The organism is Paraplanobispora siamensis (genome assembly GCF_016863175.1).
GTDB lineage: Bacteria > Actinomycetota > Actinomycetes > Streptosporangiales > Streptosporangiaceae > Planobispora > Planobispora siamensis.
On the sequence record NZ_BOOJ01000029.1, the window covers coordinates 148,483 to 165,781 of the forward strand.

General features: G+C 71.1%; 14 protein-coding genes, 4 tRNA genes and 1 riboswitch. Of the genes, 7 read left to right on the forward strand and 11 right to left on the reverse strand.

Features of this window, described 5'->3' with window-relative positions; translation table 11 throughout:
* Nucleotides 1-73 precede the first annotated feature (73 nt).
* From Psi01_RS16940 to Psi01_RS16985, 10 genes are all read right to left on the reverse strand, one after another.
* Nucleotides 74-967, reverse strand: coding sequence for a hypothetical protein (locus Psi01_RS16940; protein ID WP_239127775.1), 894 nt, complete (start codon nucleotides 965-967; stop codon nucleotides 74-76).
* 55 nt (nucleotides 968-1,022) lie between these two features.
* Complete coding sequence (locus Psi01_RS16945) at nucleotides 1,023-1,892, reverse strand: hypothetical protein (protein WP_239127776.1); 870 nt, start codon at nucleotides 1,890-1,892, stop codon at nucleotides 1,023-1,025.
* A 129-nt stretch (nucleotides 1,893-2,021) separates the two neighbouring features.
* Entirely contained in the window at nucleotides 2,022-2,738 is a 717-nt protein-coding gene (locus tag Psi01_RS16950) for a nuclease-related domain-containing protein (RefSeq protein ID WP_204064987.1), read from the reverse strand.
* A 117-nt stretch (nucleotides 2,739-2,855) separates the two neighbouring features.
* Nucleotides 2,856-3,698, reverse strand: coding sequence for a hypothetical protein (locus tag Psi01_RS16955; RefSeq protein ID WP_204064988.1), 843 nt, complete (start codon nucleotides 3,696-3,698; stop codon nucleotides 2,856-2,858).
* Between the two features lie 169 nt (nucleotides 3,699-3,867).
* Nucleotides 3,868-4,371, reverse strand: a complete 504-nt coding sequence (locus tag Psi01_RS16960; protein ID WP_204064989.1) for a flavodoxin domain-containing protein — start codon at nucleotides 4,369-4,371, stop codon at nucleotides 3,868-3,870.
* A gap of 214 nt (nucleotides 4,372-4,585) precedes the next feature.
* The gene (locus Psi01_RS16965; RefSeq protein ID WP_204064990.1) at nucleotides 4,586-4,819 is read right to left on the reverse strand and encodes a hypothetical protein; all 234 of its coding nucleotides are present in this window, start codon (nucleotides 4,817-4,819) and stop codon (nucleotides 4,586-4,588) included.
* 298 nt (nucleotides 4,820-5,117) lie between these two features.
* A tRNA-Val gene (locus tag Psi01_RS16970) sits at nucleotides 5,118-5,192 on the reverse strand.
* Nucleotides 5,193-5,206: 14 nt separating this feature from the next.
* Nucleotides 5,207-5,278, reverse strand: a tRNA-Gly gene (locus Psi01_RS16975).
* A 76-nt stretch (nucleotides 5,279-5,354) separates the two neighbouring features.
* Nucleotides 5,355-5,425 (reverse strand) — tRNA-Cys (locus Psi01_RS16980).
* A gap of 24 nt (nucleotides 5,426-5,449) precedes the next feature.
* A tRNA-Gly gene (locus tag Psi01_RS16985) sits at nucleotides 5,450-5,521 on the reverse strand.
* A gap of 201 nt (nucleotides 5,522-5,722) precedes the next feature.
* Between Psi01_RS16985 and Psi01_RS16990 the strand changes: the two genes are divergently transcribed.
* On the forward strand, nucleotides 5,723-7,204 hold the full coding sequence (locus Psi01_RS16990) for an Nramp family divalent metal transporter (protein WP_204064991.1): 1,482 nt from the start codon (nucleotides 5,723-5,725) through the stop codon (nucleotides 7,202-7,204).
* A 20-nt stretch (nucleotides 7,205-7,224) separates the two neighbouring features.
* On the opposite strand, the gene Psi01_RS16995 is transcribed toward Psi01_RS16990, so the two are convergent.
* A complete protein-coding gene (locus tag Psi01_RS16995) occupies nucleotides 7,225-9,093 on the reverse strand; it encodes an N-acetylmuramoyl-L-alanine amidase (protein WP_239127777.1) in 1,869 nt (622 codons plus the stop codon).
* Nucleotides 9,094-9,306: 213 nt separating this feature from the next.
* Here Psi01_RS16995 and Psi01_RS17000 point away from each other — a divergent pair, with 213 nt between their 5' ends.
* From Psi01_RS17000 to Psi01_RS17025, 6 genes are all read left to right on the forward strand, one after another.
* Nucleotides 9,307-9,576, forward strand: coding sequence for a hypothetical protein (locus tag Psi01_RS17000; RefSeq protein WP_204064993.1), 270 nt, complete (start codon nucleotides 9,307-9,309; stop codon nucleotides 9,574-9,576).
* A 73-nt stretch (nucleotides 9,577-9,649) separates the two neighbouring features.
* Nucleotides 9,650-11,470, forward strand: a complete 1,821-nt coding sequence (gene glmS, locus Psi01_RS17005; protein ID WP_204064994.1) for a glutamine--fructose-6-phosphate transaminase (isomerizing) — start codon at nucleotides 9,650-9,652, stop codon at nucleotides 11,468-11,470.
* Nucleotides 11,471-11,556: 86 nt separating this feature from the next.
* Entirely contained in the window at nucleotides 11,557-12,579 is a 1,023-nt protein-coding gene (locus tag Psi01_RS17010; RefSeq protein WP_204064995.1) for a Bug family tripartite tricarboxylate transporter substrate binding protein, read from the forward strand.
* Between the two features lie 5 nt (nucleotides 12,580-12,584).
* Nucleotides 12,585-12,781, forward strand: a riboswitch (cobalamin riboswitch).
* A 113-nt stretch (nucleotides 12,782-12,894) separates the two neighbouring features.
* Nucleotides 12,895-15,150, forward strand: coding sequence for a ribonucleoside-diphosphate reductase subunit alpha (locus tag Psi01_RS17015; RefSeq protein ID WP_204064996.1), 2,256 nt, complete (start codon nucleotides 12,895-12,897; stop codon nucleotides 15,148-15,150).
* A gap of 56 nt (nucleotides 15,151-15,206) precedes the next feature.
* Entirely contained in the window at nucleotides 15,207-16,202 is a 996-nt protein-coding gene (locus tag Psi01_RS17020; RefSeq protein WP_204064997.1) for a ribonucleotide-diphosphate reductase subunit beta, read from the forward strand.
* Between the two features lie 62 nt (nucleotides 16,203-16,264).
* Nucleotides 16,265-17,287, forward strand: a complete 1,023-nt coding sequence (locus tag Psi01_RS17025; RefSeq protein ID WP_204064998.1) for a mechanosensitive ion channel family protein — start codon at nucleotides 16,265-16,267, stop codon at nucleotides 17,285-17,287.
* Nucleotides 17,288-17,299 lie beyond the last annotated feature (12 nt).

The following is a 17,299-nucleotide window of genomic DNA, read 5'->3' on the forward strand; positions in this document are numbered from 1 at the left end:
AGATCACCGGAGTCGTACGGCGAATCGGGCCGGGGCTCCCGGTGGATCGGGTGGATGCGGGGAGCCGGGCGGATCAGGCCTGGGCGGGGCCGTCGAGATAGCGGAACGCCTCGTGCGCCGAGCGCACGCTGTCGCGCAGCGCCTGCTCGAGCCGGCCCGCGTCCTGGGCCAGATGGTCGATCTGCGGTACGGCCAGCGCGTCGGCGCCCGTCTCTGCCAGGAGCTCCTCGTACTTCGGCAGCCGGGACCGGAGCACCTCGATCTGCTCGTGGGCGCGCAGCGCGCGCTCGGCCTCCTCGACGTGGCGGGCGTAGCGCTCCAGGGCCTCGACGCGGGCGGCGACGGCGGCCTCGCTGGCGGCCAGGGCCCGCTCCAGCGGCTGCATCGCCGCGACCACCTCGGGGCTGTTGCCCTCGCTGACCAGGCGGCGGTGCTCGCCGCGCAGGGCCGACAGCTTGGCCAGCAGCCGGGAGATCTCCCACTCCTGCGCGGGCAGCATCACCGAGTTGCGCACGCCGTCGAGCATCCCGCTGACGTGGACCCCGGAGGACAGGACGTACTCGACCGCCTGCCGGGTGCGCTCGCGCAACAGCTCGGCGGGGTAGTCGAAGTCCTCCGGCAGCAGGAAACGGCCCTCGTACCAGCGGGCGTGGCGGTAGACGTCGTGCTCCTCGGGGTCGGTCTCCATCGGCTCCTTGGCGGCGAGATGGCCGACGAAGGCCACGAAGATCAGGAGCGCGGTGACGAACATGAGGATGTGCCCGCCGTCGGCGAGCAGGACGACGCCCAGCAGGAAGAGTGCGGCGGTCGCCCCGCCGGCCTGCAGGAGCCGGGTCGCGAGCTTGGGGGTCACGGGTTGCGGTTCGGGGGTCCAGCCTGCGCGGATGCGGGACAGCAGGGGCCCATGCCGGCGGAACAGGTCGGCGACGTCCGCGGGCACTTCCGGATCGACAACCACATACTGCACCTGGTGGCTCCCCCTCCTCCGGTTATACCGTAGTCAAGAAAGCTTATATTTTCGGCTATCCGTCGAGATAGCGGAATGCCTCGTGCGCCGAGCGCACGCTGTCGCGCAGCGCCTGCTGCAGCCGGTCGGCGTCCTGCGCCAGGTGCCCGATCTCCGGAGCCATCAGCCTGCCGGCGCCGGCCTCGGCCAGGAGCTGCTCGTACTCCGGCAGGTGGGAGCGCAGGGCCTCCAGCTGGTGCTGGGACAGCAGCGCGCGCTCGGCCTCCTCGACGTGGCGGGCGTAGCGCTCCAGGGCTTCGACGCGGGCGACGACGGCGGCCTCGCTGGCGGCCAGGGCCCGCTCCAGCGGCTGCATCGCCGCGACCACCTCCGGGGTCCTGCCGCTCCTGGCGAGGTCGCGGTGCTTGGCGCGCAGGGCCGACAGCTTGGCCAGCAGCCGGGCGATCTCCCACTCCTCGGCGGGGAGCATCACCGAGTTGCGCACGCTGTCCAGCAGGCCCATGGCGTTGACCCGGGAGCGCAGGATGCGGTCGATGGCCCGCTGGACCCGGCCGAGCAGTTCCCTCGACGGATGGTCGAAGTCCTCCAGGACCAGGAAGCGGCCCTTCCACTGGCGCGAGTGACGGAACAGCACGCGCTCTATGGAGTCGGCGGGCAGGGGCTTCCTGGCGAGGTACACGACCAGGAGGATGAACAGCTCGACGATCATCAGCAGGAGCAGGGGAAACGCCCCCGGGCCCACCAGGAACATGGTCCCCAGCGCCAGCACGGTCGTCGCCCCGAAGACCCCCATGACCGCGCCGGGGATGCCGGTTCCCGCCTCGGGGTCCCAGCCGTTGTGGAACCTGGAGAGCAGCGGTCCGTTCCGGCGCATGAGGTTGGCCACCTCGGCGGGCACTTCCGGATCGACCACCACACGCAGCACGGGCTAGCCCCCTTCGCCGAAGCCGAAAGCATATCCATCACCCCGCTTTCGGGTGATGCGTCCTTCCATGGTGCATCGTGATGGGGTATGCGTGACGCCTGCCGGGATACTCGGTCCCTTCTTCTTCGCTCAGCCGCGGTCGCCGTACGGGGGGAGCAGGCGCTCGGCGACCGCGCCCAGGGCCGCGACCTCCCCGGCGTCGAACCGCACGGGCCGGTGGGTGATCCAGCCCGGCACCCGGGCCGCGCGCATCAGCATGACCTTCGAGGCCATGAACGAGCATCCGCGGGGCAGTCGCGTGCCGTGCACCGCCACCAGCGGGGTGACCTCCACCGGCCGGCCGTGGCCGTACCTCAGCATGTCGGCGACCGCCTGCGCCCCGGACGCCGCGGCGCGCACATGATCGTCGGCGGGGGAGCGCCCGATCCACAACCGGCCCTTGCTGCTGGCGACCCGGGCGTGCCGGTGCCAGACCCCGGAGCCCACGACGTAGACGCCGGTCGGCCCGAGGACCAGGTGGGCGAGTTTGTCCTCGACGCCCGGCAGCGCCCGGTCGTGCAGGACCACGTAGCCGCGCCGCTGCAGGGCGCGGAGTATCCGCGCGGTGGCCCGCTCCCCGGGTGAGGCGGCGTCCCGCGGCCGGACGCGCCGGCGGTACAGCAGGTCGGCCAGTACGGCGAGGGCGGCGGCGGTCACGCCCGCACGCCAGTTCCACGTCCACGCCGCCACGGCGAAGACGAGGGCGACGACCGCCCCCCGCGGCACCAGCTCCCGCTCGCGTACGAAGCTCCGCACCACCCGGCGCCGCGCCACAAGCGGGGCACCGCACACCGCCGGACCGTTCATCCTCGGCTCCCCCTCCACCGCGGATACGCACTCATTGATTCAGTATCGTGACACACCGAACACTGTGGGTGACCATCGGGGTGTGAGGAAGGGCGCGGAGGACCGTGACAGGCCCGCTCACGGCGTGGCCATCACCGTGACCCCGGTGACGGCGAAGCGCTCCACCTCGGCTATGTGGCCGCCGGTCGTGGCGACGACGGTGGCCACCCGGCCCGGCCGGCCCTTGAAGGCCACCCGCGTCGACCAGGGCTGCTTCTCGCCTCCCGCCGGCGTTCCGGCCGTCTCGCCGAGCGGTCCGGCGGACCACAGCTGGTGGACGCGGACCCGGATGCTCTCGTCGACGCCGGTGATGCGCCCGCCCACGGTCACGGGTGAGCGCACGGCGCTGCCGTACTCGGGAGTGGTCAGGGTGAACGTGGTGTCGTCGGTGCCCACCACCTCCCACGGCGCGTGTTTGCCGGTGCCGTACCGCACGAGATGGATGACGGCCGCCGTCAGCGGGCGCCTGCTCTCCGAGCTGCGAAAACCCACGCTCACGCGCGCATGGCGTCCTTCGAGCCTGGTGGACACGATCTGGTCGATCTGCTTGTAGCCCAGGTAGTCCCGGGTGAACGCCCGAGCGGTGAAGGCGGCGTCCAGATGCCACGGCTGGTGACCTTGGGAGCGGTATCTAGCCGTCCACTCACGGGCCTGCCGGGCGTCCGCGAACGGCCACAGCGGCTGGTAGTACCCGGCCACCAGGAACTCTTCCCGGCCCGGGGACGACGGGGCGACGGTCGCGCGGACAGTAGCGGTGGCCGAGGCGGTGGCAGTGGCGGTGGCGGTGGTCGCGGCGGTGACAGTGGCCGAGGCGGTGACGGTGCTCGTCGCCGTCACCGTGGCCTGAGGCGGGCCCGCGCCACCGCACCCGGCCGCCGACGCCAGCAGGATGGGAAGAGCTGCGACGAATCGAATCTTCATGATGCGCTCCACGGGCTCTCTTCCCGGCATCACATCACGCCCGCACCCGGAGCAGGGCCGAACGGCCGCCACCGGCCAAGCCGATGGCCGGGGACGCGGGGACCTTCGGCCCTGCTCCGGATGTGGCCGGGCAGGTCGGATCGGGTTCGCGTCCCATCGGATCCGGACCTCAGCGGCTCTCGGCGGTGTGGCGGAGCTCTGCGGCGATCTTCCTGGACCACTCCGCGATCCGCTCCGGGTTGCGGAAGTCGCCGCCCCGGCCGTTGCGGACGATCGAGCGGGCGATGAACCCCTTGGCCTGGTCGGTGAGGCAGCCGCCGAACGTGACGTGTTCGCGCGCGCCGAGGGCGTGCCGTACAGCGTCGGCCTGGCGCACCGCCGGGACCTGCGTCCGGTCGGCGGAGTCGTCGAGCGGCCCGCTGGAGAACAGCCAGACCGGCTTGCCTGCCAGCGGCGCGGCATGGCGCCGGGCGAACCTGCGCGCGGCGTGGTGCCAGCGGTTGTTGTAGAGCGCCCCGCCGAGCACCACGGCGTCGTATCCCGCCACCGCACGCACCTCGTCGGCCGGACGCGCCTCCGCTTCCAGCCCTTCGGCCGCGAGAGCCTCAGCGATCATGTCGGCGATGCCCGCGGTGGACCAGTTCTTCGATCCGTAGGCGACCAGAACCCTCATGACAGATCCCCTCCGCAGGACGGGGTACGGCACCCCGATCGCTCATCCGGTGACGGTCATGTCTTCAGCATTCGCCCGGAGTCGCGCTTTGACCCGGGCCGGAGGTCCCGGAAGAGGAAGCCGATGGTCCCTCGGTGCACCCGGTCCGATCGCCACGCGGCTTGAGGGGGTGACCGGCCCGGAGCGGCGTGACCGTGTCGGCCGTGTGCGGGCCTCAGCGGTCCTCGAAGATCTCGGCCGGATCGGAGGCCGTCATCGCGCGGGTCGCCCAGATGGTCAGCAGGACGGGATCGGTGCAGGAGTCGACTTTCTCGCGCTGGGCGGGCTGAAGGGCGATCCCGCGGGCTTCCAGGATGACGATCAGCATCTCCGCCTTTGCGCGGGTCTCGCTGATAGCCTCGCGCCTCCGCATCAGCCGCTCGAACGGCGTCTCGGCCTCCGGGGTCACGGTGCTCGTGACCTCATCCGGTTGCGCACGGACCGGCTCTGGGAGCTGTCCTCGCAGGTAATCGTAGTAAGTGCGGCCTCGCTCGTCGGGGACATCGGCCGGTCGTAACGGGCGGCGACCGCCTCGTTGGGGTGGGTGACCACCGGGATCACCGCGCACCTGTGGCGCCCCATCAGGCCGCCGGCAGCGAGGACCCGGAAAGGGCCATGTCTGGGATCAGGGCGAGAAGGCCGGAGAGAAACGGCGAAAGCCCCGGTCGTGGACCGGGGCTTTCGGCGGGGCCGGGGAACCGGCCGGGTGGTGGACGATACTGGGATTGAACCAGTGACCTCTTCCGTGTCAGGGAAGCGCTCTCCCGCTGAGCTAATCGTCCTCGGGTGAGATCAGAGCGGAAGACGGGATTCGAACCCGCGACCCTCACCTTGGCAAGGTGATGCTCTACCACTGAGCCACTTCCGCGTGCCTGCTCCGGGTCGCCCCTTCGCAGTCGTGCTTCACTTTACCGGATCCCGGAGGCTCCGATGTCCGCGAGCTGAGGTGGAGACGGGATTTGAACCCGTGTACACGGCTTTGCAGGCCGTTGCCTCGCCTCTCGGCCACTCCACCAGCCGGATCCCGAGGGATCCGCCGAGCGGAAGACGGGATTCGAACCCGCGACCCTCACCTTGGCAAGGTGATGCTCTACCACTGAGCCACTTCCGCATGTTTCCCGGTGAATTCGCCCGGGGCACGGAGAAACTCTAGCGCCTTTTCGGAGGTGCGTGCGCGCATCGGGGGGCCGGTCATGCGGAACGGCCCGTCAATTGGGCCTTGATCCGCGCTGGGGAGGGGCGCACGCTCAAGGTGAGCGAGGGGGGACGGCCGGAACCTGGGAGGCGCCTCGTGACCGAAAATCCGCCGGAAGTGACGGAACGTCAGCTCGGAGTCAGCCGCCCCGCCCTGGTCGTCACCGACCTCCCCGAGCCCGAGGAGGTCTTCGGGGTACGCCGGCTCGGAGCGAAGGAGCTGTTCAAGTTCGCGGTCGGGCCCAGCCTGATCGCCCTGGGTATCTCCATCGGCAGCGGGGAGTGGCTGCTCGGTCCCCAGGCCGTCGGGCAGTACGGGTTCGTCGGCGTCGGCTGGGTGATCCTCGTCTCCGCGATCCTGCAGACCTTCTACAACGTCGAGTGCTCGCGTTACGTGATCGCGACGGGGGAGGTGCCCGTCGTCGGCTGGGGGCGGGTGCCGCCCGGCTATCTGCTCTGGGTGCCGATCTCCGTCTTCATCGTCATCTTCGCCTTCATCGCGGGCGGCTGGGCGAGCGCCGCCGGGCAGGGCGTCTACGCGCTCATCCACGGCCAGGTGCCGCCCGCCGAATCGACCGAGCCCGAGTGGTGGGCCGTCGCGCTGCTCGTGCTCGTCTTCCTCATCACCGCCTCCGCCCGGCGGATCAGCCGGGCGCTGGAGCTGGCGAACTGGGTCATGGTCGGCACGATCCTCGTCAGCCTGCTCCTCATCGACCTGTTCGTCGTCCCCTTCGGCCAGTGGTGGGAGGCGATCCGCGGCTTCGTCACCCCCGCCGCCCCGCCCGCCGGGATCACCGCGACCCAGATCGGCGCGCTGGCCGGGTTCACCGCCCTGGCCTCCGGCCTCAACTGGTACGTCATGGGTCACTATCGGGACAAGGGGTACGGCATGGGCCACCGGGCCGGGTTCATCGCCGGCCTGCGCGGCGAGCGCCGGGAGCTGCTGTCCAGCGGCGTCACCTTCCCCGAGGACGAGCGGAACACGGCGCTGTGGAAGCGCTGGTACCGGCTGCTCATGATCGACATGTGGGGCGTGTTCTTCGTCGGCGCCATGTTCGGCATGCTGCTGCCCACGATCCTGATGGCCCGGGCGGTCGAGCTCTCCGGCCAGCGGCCCACCCAGGCCAACGTCCCCACCTTCGTCGCGGGCGTGCTGCGCGCCGAGTACGGCCCGTTCCTGTTCTACGTCACCCTGGTGCTGGGCGTGCTGATCCTGTTCTCCACCCAGCTCGGCATCTTCGAGGCGATGGTCCGGGTGACCACCGACGCCGCCCACGCCACCAGCCCCCGGCTCCGCGCCCTGATCGAGGGCGACCCGCGCCGGTTCTACTACCCCTTCATGATCGTGCTGCTGGTGGTCATCAGCATCATCGTCTTCCAGGCATTGCCGATCAGCCTGGTGCAGTGGTCGGCGAACATGTCCAACCTGGGCGCGCTGATCTATCCGTTCCTGCTGATGTACCTCAACAGCCGGCTGCCCCGCGCCGCCCGCCCCCGCTGGTGGCACTACGTGATCCTGGTCCTCAACTTCCTGTTCTTCGGGTTCTTCTTCGTCAACTTCATCGCCGACTTCGTGGGGGACCCGCTGCTGACCTTCTGACCGGGTCCCCCGCGAAGGGCTCAGCGCCGCAGGAGCGTGACGTCCGCGGCCCGCACGAACGCGAACCGGTGGCCGAACTGGACCTGGTAGTAGACCGTGCCGCCGGTGATCAGCCGGTGCTTGGAGGTGTCGAAGGTGACGGCCCGCAGATAGGAGCCGCGGCGGACCAGGCCGACGCTGTAGCGCTGGCCGGCCGGCATGACGTACTGCAGCGGGGTGAGCTTCTGCGGGCTGACCCCGCGGTAGGCCCCCGGCTCGGGGTAGCCCCTGCCGTACAGCTTCACCGAGGACACGCCGGGCCGGGGCGTCACCAGCGGCCCGGCGGCGCGCACGGCGGTGCGGGCGCCCTTCGGGTCGTGGAACCAGGCCTTCTGGCCGAGATACCAGATCGCCGTCCAGGCGCCCCGGCGGTCGGCCACGGCGTAGCGCTGGCCCGTCGAGGCGCGCGCGGCGTGGTCCTGCACGCCGTAGCTGGAGCGGCCCCCGGGGTGCTTGCCGATGTCCTTGACCAGCGGAGCGGTGGCGGAGGGCCGGGTGTGCAGCCAGACGGAGGAGGAGCCCCGCGCGGGGCACCCGCCCCCGCAGCCGGTGAAGCGCTGCCGGTGGGCGGCGAACCTCGGCAGGATCATCACCGAGCGCGAGGGCAGGCCGCCCGAGCGGGCCACCCGCGCCAGCGGGCGGCCGAGCAGCTCGAAGTAGTGCGCCCAGTCCCAGAAGGGCCCCGGGTCGTTGTGCATGCTCCGCACCGACGCCCGGGTGGGTCCGGGCACGTTGTCGTGGCCGACGATGTGCGCCCGGTCCAGCGGCACGCCGTACTTCCTGGCCAGATGCCTGACCAGCTTCGCCGAGGCCCGGTACATCGCCTCGGTGTACCAGGCACCGCCCCTGGCCAGATAGCCCTCGTGCTCCAGCCCGATGGAGCGGGAGTTGACGTCCCAGTTGCCGGCGTGCCAGCCGATGTCCTGGCCGCGCAGGTGCTGGGCGATGCGGCCGTCGCCGGAGCGCAGCGTGAAGTGCCAGCTCAGGTAGGTCGGGTTGCGCACCGAGTTGATCATTGAGCGGAAGCTGCTCTCGCCGTCGTGGATGACGATGTAGTCGATCTTCCGGGGCACCTGGAGACGGTCGTGGTTGCCGTAGTGGCCCTTCTTCTTGAGCCGCTTGTACGGCGAGGGCAGCCACACGCAGGAGACCGAGGCCGGGCAGTCGGGCCCGGCGGCAGCGGCGGCCCCGGCCGCCCTGCGCAGGCCCAGCCGCTCGGGCGAGCCGGCCGGCGGGTTCGCCGACGGGTCGGACGGCAGGACCACCCGCTCTCCCCCGTCGGTGACCCGCGCGGCGCCGGTGCGGATCGTCGCGTAGACCTCGTCGGCGAAGACGGCCGCCGCCCCCGCGTCGTCCGAGCCCGCGTAACGGGCCACCGCCCCGTACCAGCGGGCCGGGTCGTCGTCCGCGGGCCCGCCGGTCCGCCGCTGGTACTCGGCCAGGAGCGCGGCGCCGCCCCGGACGTTGGCGGCGGGGTCCTCGCGCAGCCGGTCGGCGGGGATGCCGGTCAGCCGGGACGCCAGGCCCAGGGTGTCCTCCAGCGGTTGGGGCGCGGCGGGCGCCGGGGCCGGAGGCCTCATCGGCCGCGTCTCGTCGCCGCGCGGGTCCTCCTCGCCGTGGTGGTGTCCACCGGACTCCGGCGGTACGGCGAGCCGCCCGTCGACCAGGTGCATCGGGCCGTAACCCCCCGAGACGCTGGGCAGCCCGCCGTTTCCGTCCCAGCGGGACTCCAGGTAGGAGACCGCGAGCAGCACGCTCCGCGGCACGCCGTAGTCCTCGGCGGCCCGGGCGAAGGCGGCCTGCAGGCCGTCGGGGGGGTCCTCCCGGAGGGCGGCGTTCCCCGGAGCCATGGGGATCATAACGGCGAGAGCGGCAAGAGCTGCGGTACCTGACAGACGTCGCATAGTAGTTCCTCCCGCCCCAATGACTACCCTTGGTCGCTATCCGTTACCTAGAGTCACGGATGTGTTTGGGTGGGAAGGGAAGTGGTCAATCTCTGCCCGAATTCGGGCAGGGAACTTGGAGAACGGCGAGCCGGATGCATATCGTCCAGATCTGTGTCCATGACCTGGCATCAGCACGAGGATCTGATCGCCCACCTGACCCGGACGAGCTCGCTCCGCCCGGGTGAGGCCGCGCGGGTGGTGGCCGACGTGCTGGCGTACTTCTCGGAGCCCGTGGAGGAGTTCGTCCGGCGGCGTCACGCCGAGCTGCGGGGCAGGGGGCTGGCCAACGACGAGATCTTCCCTCGGATCGCCGCCGAACTCCCGGGCCGGAGGGTGGCGGCGCCCGAGCTCTCCCTGCGCCAGCTGCGCAGGATCGTCTACGGGTAGCAGTCACAAACGGATAACCGAGCACCAACAGGTAAGTCTGCGGATGTGCCGTCGACAGCGAAGGAATAGCTGAATGTGTGGAATCGTGGCCTACATCGGGCCGAAGGACGCGGCGCCGATCCTGCTGGAGGGCCTGCAGCGCCTGGAGTACCGGGGCTATGACTCGGCCGGTGTGGTCGTCGTCAACAAGGGCCTGAAGATGCGCAAGGTCAAGGGCCGGGTCGCCGACCTGGCGGCGGCCGTACCGGCGCGCTTCAAGGGCGCCACCGGCATCGGCCACACCCGCTGGGCCACCCACGGCGTGCCCAGCGACGAGAACGCCCACCCGCACCTGTCCAACGACGAGCGCATCGCGGTCGTGCACAACGGCGTCATCGAGAACGCCGACGAGCTGCGCGCCAAGCTGGAGGCCGACGGCGCGGTCTTCCTGTCCGAGACCGACACCGAGGTGCTGGCCCACCTGATCGCCCGGACCGTCAAGGAGTCCGACTCGCTGGACGAGGCCGTGCGGACCGCGCTCAAGCGGGTCGTCGGCACCTACGGCATCGCGGTGATCGACGCCGAGCGCCCCGGTGAGATCGTCGTGGCCCGCAACGGCAGCCCGATCGTGCTGGGCATCGGCGAGCGGGAGATGTTCGCCGCCTCCGACGTGGCCGCGCTGGTGCGCTACACCCGCCAGGTGGTGCACCTGGAGGACGGCGAGCTGGCGGTGCTGAAGGCCGACGGCTTCCACACCTTCGCCAGCGACGCCCGGGAGACCGCCAAGGAGCCGCTCACCGTCGACTGGGAGACCGCGAACTACGACACCGGCGGCTACGAGCACTACCTGCTCAAGGAGATCTCCGAGCAGCCCGACACCGTCGCCCGCACTCTGCGCGGCCGTCTCGACGAGCGCTTCAACGTCGCCCACCTGGGCGGCCTCAACATGGACGCCCGGGAGATCAGGTCCTTCCGCCGCGTGAAGATCATCGGCTGCGGCTCGGCCTACTACTCCGGCCAGATCGGCGCGCAGCTCATCGAGGAGCTGGCCCGCGTCCCGGCCGACGCCGAGCCGGCCAGCGAGTTCCGCTACCGCAACCCCGTCGTGGAGCCCGACACCCTGTACGTGGCCATCAGCCAGTCGGGCGAGACCTACGACACCCTGGCCGCCGTCCAGGAGCTCAAGCGCAAGGGTGGCCGGGTGCTGGGCATCGTCAACACCGTCGGCAGCGCCATCGCCCGCGAGTGCGACGGCGGTGTCTACCTGCACGCCGGCCCCGAGGTCTCGGTCGCCAGCACCAAGGCGTTCACCTCCACCGCCGTGGCCTTCGCGCTGCTGGCCCTGCACATGGGCCGGGTGCGCGACCTGTCGCCGGCCGACGGCCGCCGCATCTGCGAGGGGCTGCGCCGCCTGCCCGACCAGATCAAGGAGATCCTCGCGCTGGAGCCGGAGATCAAGGAGCTCGCGCGCAAGCACGCCTCCGCGCCGAGCATGATGTTCATCGGCCGGGTCCGCGGCTATCCGGTGGCCCGCGAGGGCGCGCAGAAACTCAAGGAGATCTCCTACGTGCACGCCGAGGCCTACCCGGCCAGCGAGCTCAAGCACGGGCCGCTGGCGCTGATCGGCCCCGAGATGCCGACCGTGGCGATCGTCCCCGACGACGAGCTGCTGGACAAGAACCTCACCGCGCTGGGCGAGATCCGCGCCCGCGGCGGCCAGGTGATCATGGTCGGGCACCGGGTGGCCGACCCCAAGCTGGCCGAGGACTGCCTGGTGGTGCCCAAGAACGAGGTCGAGCTGGACCCGATCCTGCTGAGCATCCCGCTGCAGTTGTTCGCCTACCACGCCGCGGTGGCCCTGGAGCGCGACGTCGACAAGCCGCGCAACCTGGCCAAGAGCGTCACTGTGGAGTGACCCCCGGGCGCCCTCCTCCACCCGGTCCATGGCGCAGAGTAGTGCTCATGTAACCTTCTGTGAAGGAACCTCGGGGGAGGGCGCCGATGCATCGCAGGAGATTCTTCACGCTCGGCGCCTTGATGCTGGCCGCCGCGGCCGGATGCGGCCGGGACGACGCCCCGGGCCCGGTGACGGGCCGGCTGTCCTTCGTCACGCCCGGTGCGCGCGGGGAGCGGTGGGACCGCATCGCACGGGCCCTGTCCTCGGTCGTCGCCGCAGAGGGGCTCGCCGCCGCGGCCGGGGTCGGCAACCGGCCGGGTGAGACCGTCGTGAGCCTGCTCGACTCCTTCGCCGCCACCTCCGTGCCGTTCGCCCGGCAGGGCAGGCTGCTGGTGGCCGGGATGTCGACGGTCACCGGGGCCGAGATGTCGGGCGGCATCAGTTTGGTCGAGTCCGCGACCCCGCTGGCCCGGCTGGTGGGCGACTGGGTGGCGCTGGTGGTCGCCGACGGCTCGCCCCTGCGCTCCTTCGAGGATCTGGCCGCCGCGCTCCGCCGCGACCCGGCCGGGCCCGCCGTCGGCGGCCGCGACGCGGGCGGCTCCGACCACGTCCTCTACGGCATGATCGGCCAGTGCCTCGGGGTGGACGTCCGGCTGCTCGACTACGTCGGCTACCTCGACTCCGCCGACGCCCTGGAAGCCCTGCACAGCGGGCGGCTGGCCGCTCTCATGGGGCCGGCCCGGTCCTTCTCCGCCGACATCGCCGCGGGCCGCCTGCGCCCTCTGGCGGTCTCGGCCGCCGACCGGATCGAGGGGATCGACGCGCCGACCCTGCTGGAGCTGGAGATCCGGCTGGAGTACAGCGACTGGTGCGGGGTGCTGGGCCCCCGGCGGATGAGCGAGGCGGACGACGAGGCCGCCGTCGCGCTGTGTGACCGCATCGACGCCTCCCCGCGCTGGCAGGCGCTGTGCGCGGCGCAGGGCTGGGACCGCTTCTACCTCAGCGGCGGCGACTTCCGCCAGTGGCTGACCACCGAGACCCGGCGTACCCGGGACGTGCTCTACGACCTCGGCTTGCTGAGCGCATCCGACACAAGGTGTGGGGCTGCTTGCGTCGAGAGCCACTAGATGTAGGATCCTTCCTCGTTGCTGGTTCGCCCCGCGAGGGGCGAGGCAAGAGGGAACCCGGTGGGAATCCGGGACTGCCCCGCAGCGGTGAACGGGAACGACCGCCGTCAGTCGAGCACTGGGGAGACCTGGGAAGCGACGGCCAGTAGGAACGCGTGTGACGCCCGTGAGTCCGAAGACCTGCCGGTGACGTGATCAGTCCAGGGCCTCGAGGGAGGGCCCGCGGACGACGGCGGTCCCGGCGTGCCCGTGAACCGCCCTCTGCCGTGTGCCCGTCCCGCGAAGCCGTACGCATGGGGACGCGAGGGGTAGCACGTGACACAGACCTTGGCCGAGGCAGCCGAGACCGCCGAGACCGCCGCCGGGGCGACAGCCGACACGGCGGGTGAGGTGGGTACGGCGGCCGACCGCAGGCTGGCCATCGAGGAGGCCGCCGCCCGGGTGATCGCCGACCCGGAGAACTCCCGGGTCGCCGCCAGGCTGCTGGCCGAGCTGATCGCCGACGAGGCGGCCGGGCACGGCGTGCGGACCTTCTCGGAGTCGGTGGCCGCCACCCACGCGGCCGGGCTGGTCGCCGACCGGCTCGCCGCGTTCGTCGCCGCCCACGCCGCGGAGCTGGACGCGCTGATCACCGGGGAGACCGCGTTCGAGTACTTCGGCCTGCGCACCGTCTACGACCGCTACCTGCTGCGCCACCCGGAGACCCGCAAGGTCCTGGAGCGCCCGCAGCACTTCTTCCTCCGGGTGGCCTGCGGCCTGTCGGAGACCGTCGCCGAGGCCGCCGAGCTGTACGGCCTCATGGCGAGCCTGTCCTATCTGCCCAGCTCGCCGACCCTGTTCAACTCCGGCGCCCGCCGCCCGCAGCTGTCGTCGTGCTTCCTGCTCGACTCGCCGCGCGACGAGCTGGAGGCGATCTACGAGCGGTACGGGCAGGTCGCGCGGTTGTCGAAGTACGCCGGAGGGATCGGCGTCTCCTGGACCCGGGTGCGCTCCCGGGGCTCGCTGATCCGGGGCACCAACGGCCACTCCAACGGCATCGTGCCGTGGCTGCGCACCCTGGACTCCAGCGTCGCGGCGGTCAACCAGGGCGGCCGCCGCAAGGGCGCGGCCTGCGTCTATCTGGAGACCTGGCACGCCGACGTCGAGGAGTTCCTGGAGCTGCGCGACAACACCGGCGAGGACGCCCGCCGCACCCACAACCTCAACCTGGCCAACTGGGTGCCGGACGAGTTCATGCGCCGGGTCGAGGCCGACTCGATGTGGTCGCTGTTCGACCCCAAGCAGGTCCCGCACCTCACCGACCTGTACGGCCCCGCCTTCGACGAGGCCTACCGGGCCGCCGAGGCCGAGGGGAAGGCCGTCCGGCGGATCCCGGCCCGGACCCTCTACGGCCGGATGATGCGCACCCTCGCCCAGACCGGAAACGGCTGGATGACCTTCAAGGACGCGGCCAACCGCACCTCCAACCAGACGGCCCGCCCGGAGAACGTCATCCACCTGTCCAACCTCTGCACCGAGATCCTGGAGGTCACCAGCGACGCCGAGACCGCCGTGTGCAACCTCGGCTCCGTCAACCTCGCCGCCCACCTGGACGGCGGGGACGGGCTGGACTGGCAGCGGCTGCGCCGTACCGTCCGCACCGCCGTGCGCTTCCTGGACCGCACCATCGACCTGGGCTTCTATCCCACCCCCGAGGCCGAGGCCGCCAACCGGCGGTGGCGGCCGATCGGGCTGGGCGTGATGGGGCTGGCGGATGTGTTCTTCGCGCTGCGCCTGCCGTTCGACTCGCCCGGGGCGCTGGCGCTGTCCACCCGGATCGCTGAGGAGATCGCGCTGGCCGCCTATGACACCTCGGCCGACCTGGCCGCCGAGCGGGGCCGCCACCCCTCCTACGGCGACACCCGGGCCGCCGGCGGGGTGCTCCACCCGGACCACTACGGCGCCGCGACCTCCCCGGAGTGGGACGCGCTCCGCGCGAAGATCGCCGAGACCGGTCTGCGCAACTCGCTGATGATCGCCATCGCGCCGACCGCCACGATCGCCTCCATCGCGGGCTGCTACGAGTGCATCGAGCCCCAGGTCTCCAACGTCTTCAAGCGCGAGACCCTGTCGGGTGAGTTCCTCCAGGTCAACCGCTATCTCGTCGGCGACCTTCAGGAGCGCGGGCTGTGGACCCCGGCGGTCCGCGACGCGATCAAGCGGGCGGACGGCTCGGTCCAGGACATCCCCGAGATCCCGGCCGACCTGAAGCTCCTGTACCGGACCGCCTGGGAGCTGCCGCAGAAGGCGCTGATCGACCTGGCCGCCGCGCGCACGCCGTACATCGACCAGTCGCAGTCGCTGAACCTCTTCATGGCCACGCCGACGATCGGCAAGCTCTCCTCGATGTACGCCTACGCCTGGAAGGCGGGCCTGAAGACCACCTACTACCTGCGCTCGCGTCCGGCCACCCGGATCGCCCAGACCACCGTGGCCCAGCCCGCCGCCGTGCCCGTCCCCGCACCCGTCGCCGACCCCGAGGCCGTCGCGTGCTCGCTGGAGAACCCCGAGTACTGCGACGCCTGCCAGTAGGCGCCCGGCGCACGACCATCCCGTAAGACGACCGACTCCCCGAGAGGCACCGCCCGATGTTGCTCGACCCCGGCATGGACCTGACCCTGCGGCCCATGCGCTATCCGGACTTCTACGAGCGCTACCGCGCCGCCATCCGCAACACCTGGACGGTGGAGGAGGTCGACCTCCACTCCGACCTGGCGGACCTGGCGCGGATGACCCCCCAGGAGCGGCACCTGATCAACCGCCTCGTCGCGTTCTTCGCGACCGGCGACTCGATCGTGGCCAACAACCTGGTGCTCAACCTCTACCAGCACGTCAACGCGCCCGAGGCGCGGCTGTACCTCAGCCGGCAGCTGTTCGAGGAGGCCGTGCACGTCCAGTTCTACCTGACCCTGCTGGACACCTACCTGCCCGACCACGACGAGCGCGTCAAAGCCTTCGCCGCGGTCGAGCACATCCCCTCCATCCGGGACAAGGCCGAGTTCTGCTTCCGCTGGATCGACTCGCTCGGCGGGCTGGAGCGGCTGGAGACGGAGGAGGACCGGCGGGCCTTCCTGCTCAACCTGATCTGCTTCGCCGCCTGCATCGAGGGGCTGTTCTTCTACGGCGCCTTCGCCTACGTCTACTGGTTCCGCTCGCGCGGCCTGCTCGGCGGCCTGGCCACCGGGACGAACTGGGTCTTCCGTGACGAGTCCATGCACATGGAGTTCGCCTTCAGCGTGGTGGACACCGTCAGGGCCGAGGAGCCCGAGCTGTTCGACGACAAGCTCGGCGAGCAGGTGACGCGGATGCTGGAGGAGGCCGTGGCGGCCGAGCTGGCCTTCGCCGTCGACCTGTGCGGCGAGGGGATGCCCGGGATGAGCGCGGAGCAGATGCGGCGCTACCTGGAGTACGTGGCCGACCAGCGCCTGACCCGGCTGGGCCTGCCCGTCCGGTACGGCACCGCCAACCCCTTCGCGTTCATGGAGTTCCAGGACGTGCAGGAGCTGGCGAACTTCTTCGAGCGGAGGGTTTCGGCGTATCAAGTGGCAGTTGAGGGGAATGTCACTTTCGACGAAAGCTTCTGAATAGACGGTTTTGTACTGGGCAACCCCCTCTGGTCGACGACGAGGAGAGGAGGCCCTGCCCGGTGTCGGAATGGATCATTCTGCTGGTGTCCGTGCTCGCGGCCGTCGCGGCCGTGGAACTGGTACGGAGACTGCTGCGTTCCCGCCTGATCGGAGAGAGGTCGGTCCTGGCCGGGCCACTGGTGCAGCGCTGCACCTGGCCCGGCTTCGCCACCGCCATCGTGGCGGCCGTCTACACGGTCTACGAGCCGGGGATGGCCGACGGCTCGGCCAACCAGGCGATCCAGCGGGCCATCAGCATCGCGATGATCGCCTCCGTCACATGGCTGGTGATCCAGGCCGCCTACGCGGTCACCGACGTCGTGCTCGACCGGCTGGTCACCGTCGAGGGCGAGCGCAACCGGCGGGCCCGGCGCATCCGCACCCAGATCGCGCTGGTCCGCCGGGTCGCCGCGGCGGTGATCATCGTGGTGGCGCTGGGCGCGATGCTCTTCAGCTTCCCCCAGGTGCGCGCGCTCGGCGCGGGACTGCTGGCCTCGGCGGGCATCGCCGGCGTGGTGGCCGGCATCGCGGCGCAGTCCACCCTGGGCAACATGCTGGCCGGGCTGCAGCTGGCCTTCAGCGACGCGATCCGGCTGGACGACGTGGTCGTGGTGCAGAACGAGTGGGGCCGCATCGAGGAGCTGACCCTCACCTACGTGGTCCTGCGGCTGTGGGACGAGCGGCGGCTGGTCCTGCCCGTCTCCTACTTCACCACCAACGCCTTCGAGAACTGGACCCGGCACGGCAGCCGGGTGATCGGCACGGTGCTCCTGCGGGTGGACTGGTCGGTCCCGGTGGACGAGCTGCGCACCGAGCTCTACCGGGCCCTGCGCGAGAACCCGCTCTGGGACCAGAAGGACTGGGTCCTGCAGGTCACCGACACCCTCCCCAACGGCCTGCTGGAGGTCCGCGCGCTGATGAGCGCCGCCGACTCCGCCAGCGCCTTCGACCTCAGGTGCGACATGCGCGAGCACATGGTCAACTTCATCAGGGAGAAGTACCCGGAGTCGCTGCCCAGGCTCCGGGTGGACGCCCCCCGCTGACGGCGGGGGACG

Excerpts from the sequence above, each read along its gene's own strand:
- Psi01_RS16955 (WP_204064988.1), bottom strand. The coding sequence starts at position 3,698 with ATGAAGATTCGATTCGTCGCAGCTCTTCCCATCCTGCTGGCGTCGGCG.
- Psi01_RS17010 (WP_204064995.1), top strand. The coding sequence starts at position 11,557 with ATGCATCGCAGGAGATTCTTCACGCTCGGCGCCTTGATGCTGGCCGCC.
- Psi01_RS16950 (WP_204064987.1), bottom strand. The coding sequence starts at position 2,738 with ATGAACGGTCCGGCGGTGTGCGGTGCCCCGCTTGTGGCGCGGCGCCGG.
- Psi01_RS17020 (WP_204064997.1), top strand. The coding sequence starts at position 15,207 with ATGTTGCTCGACCCCGGCATGGACCTGACCCTGCGGCCCATGCGCTAT.
- Psi01_RS16995 (WP_239127777.1), bottom strand. The coding sequence starts at position 9,093 with ATGGCTCCGGGGAACGCCGCCCTCCGGGAGGACCCCCCCGACGGCCTG.
- Psi01_RS16960 (WP_204064989.1), bottom strand. The coding sequence starts at position 4,371 with ATGAGGGTTCTGGTCGCCTACGGATCGAAGAACTGGTCCACCGCGGGC.
- Psi01_RS17000 (WP_204064993.1), top strand. The coding sequence starts at position 9,307 with ATGACCTGGCATCAGCACGAGGATCTGATCGCCCACCTGACCCGGACG.
- glmS (WP_204064994.1), top strand. The coding sequence starts at position 9,650 with ATGTGTGGAATCGTGGCCTACATCGGGCCGAAGGACGCGGCGCCGATC.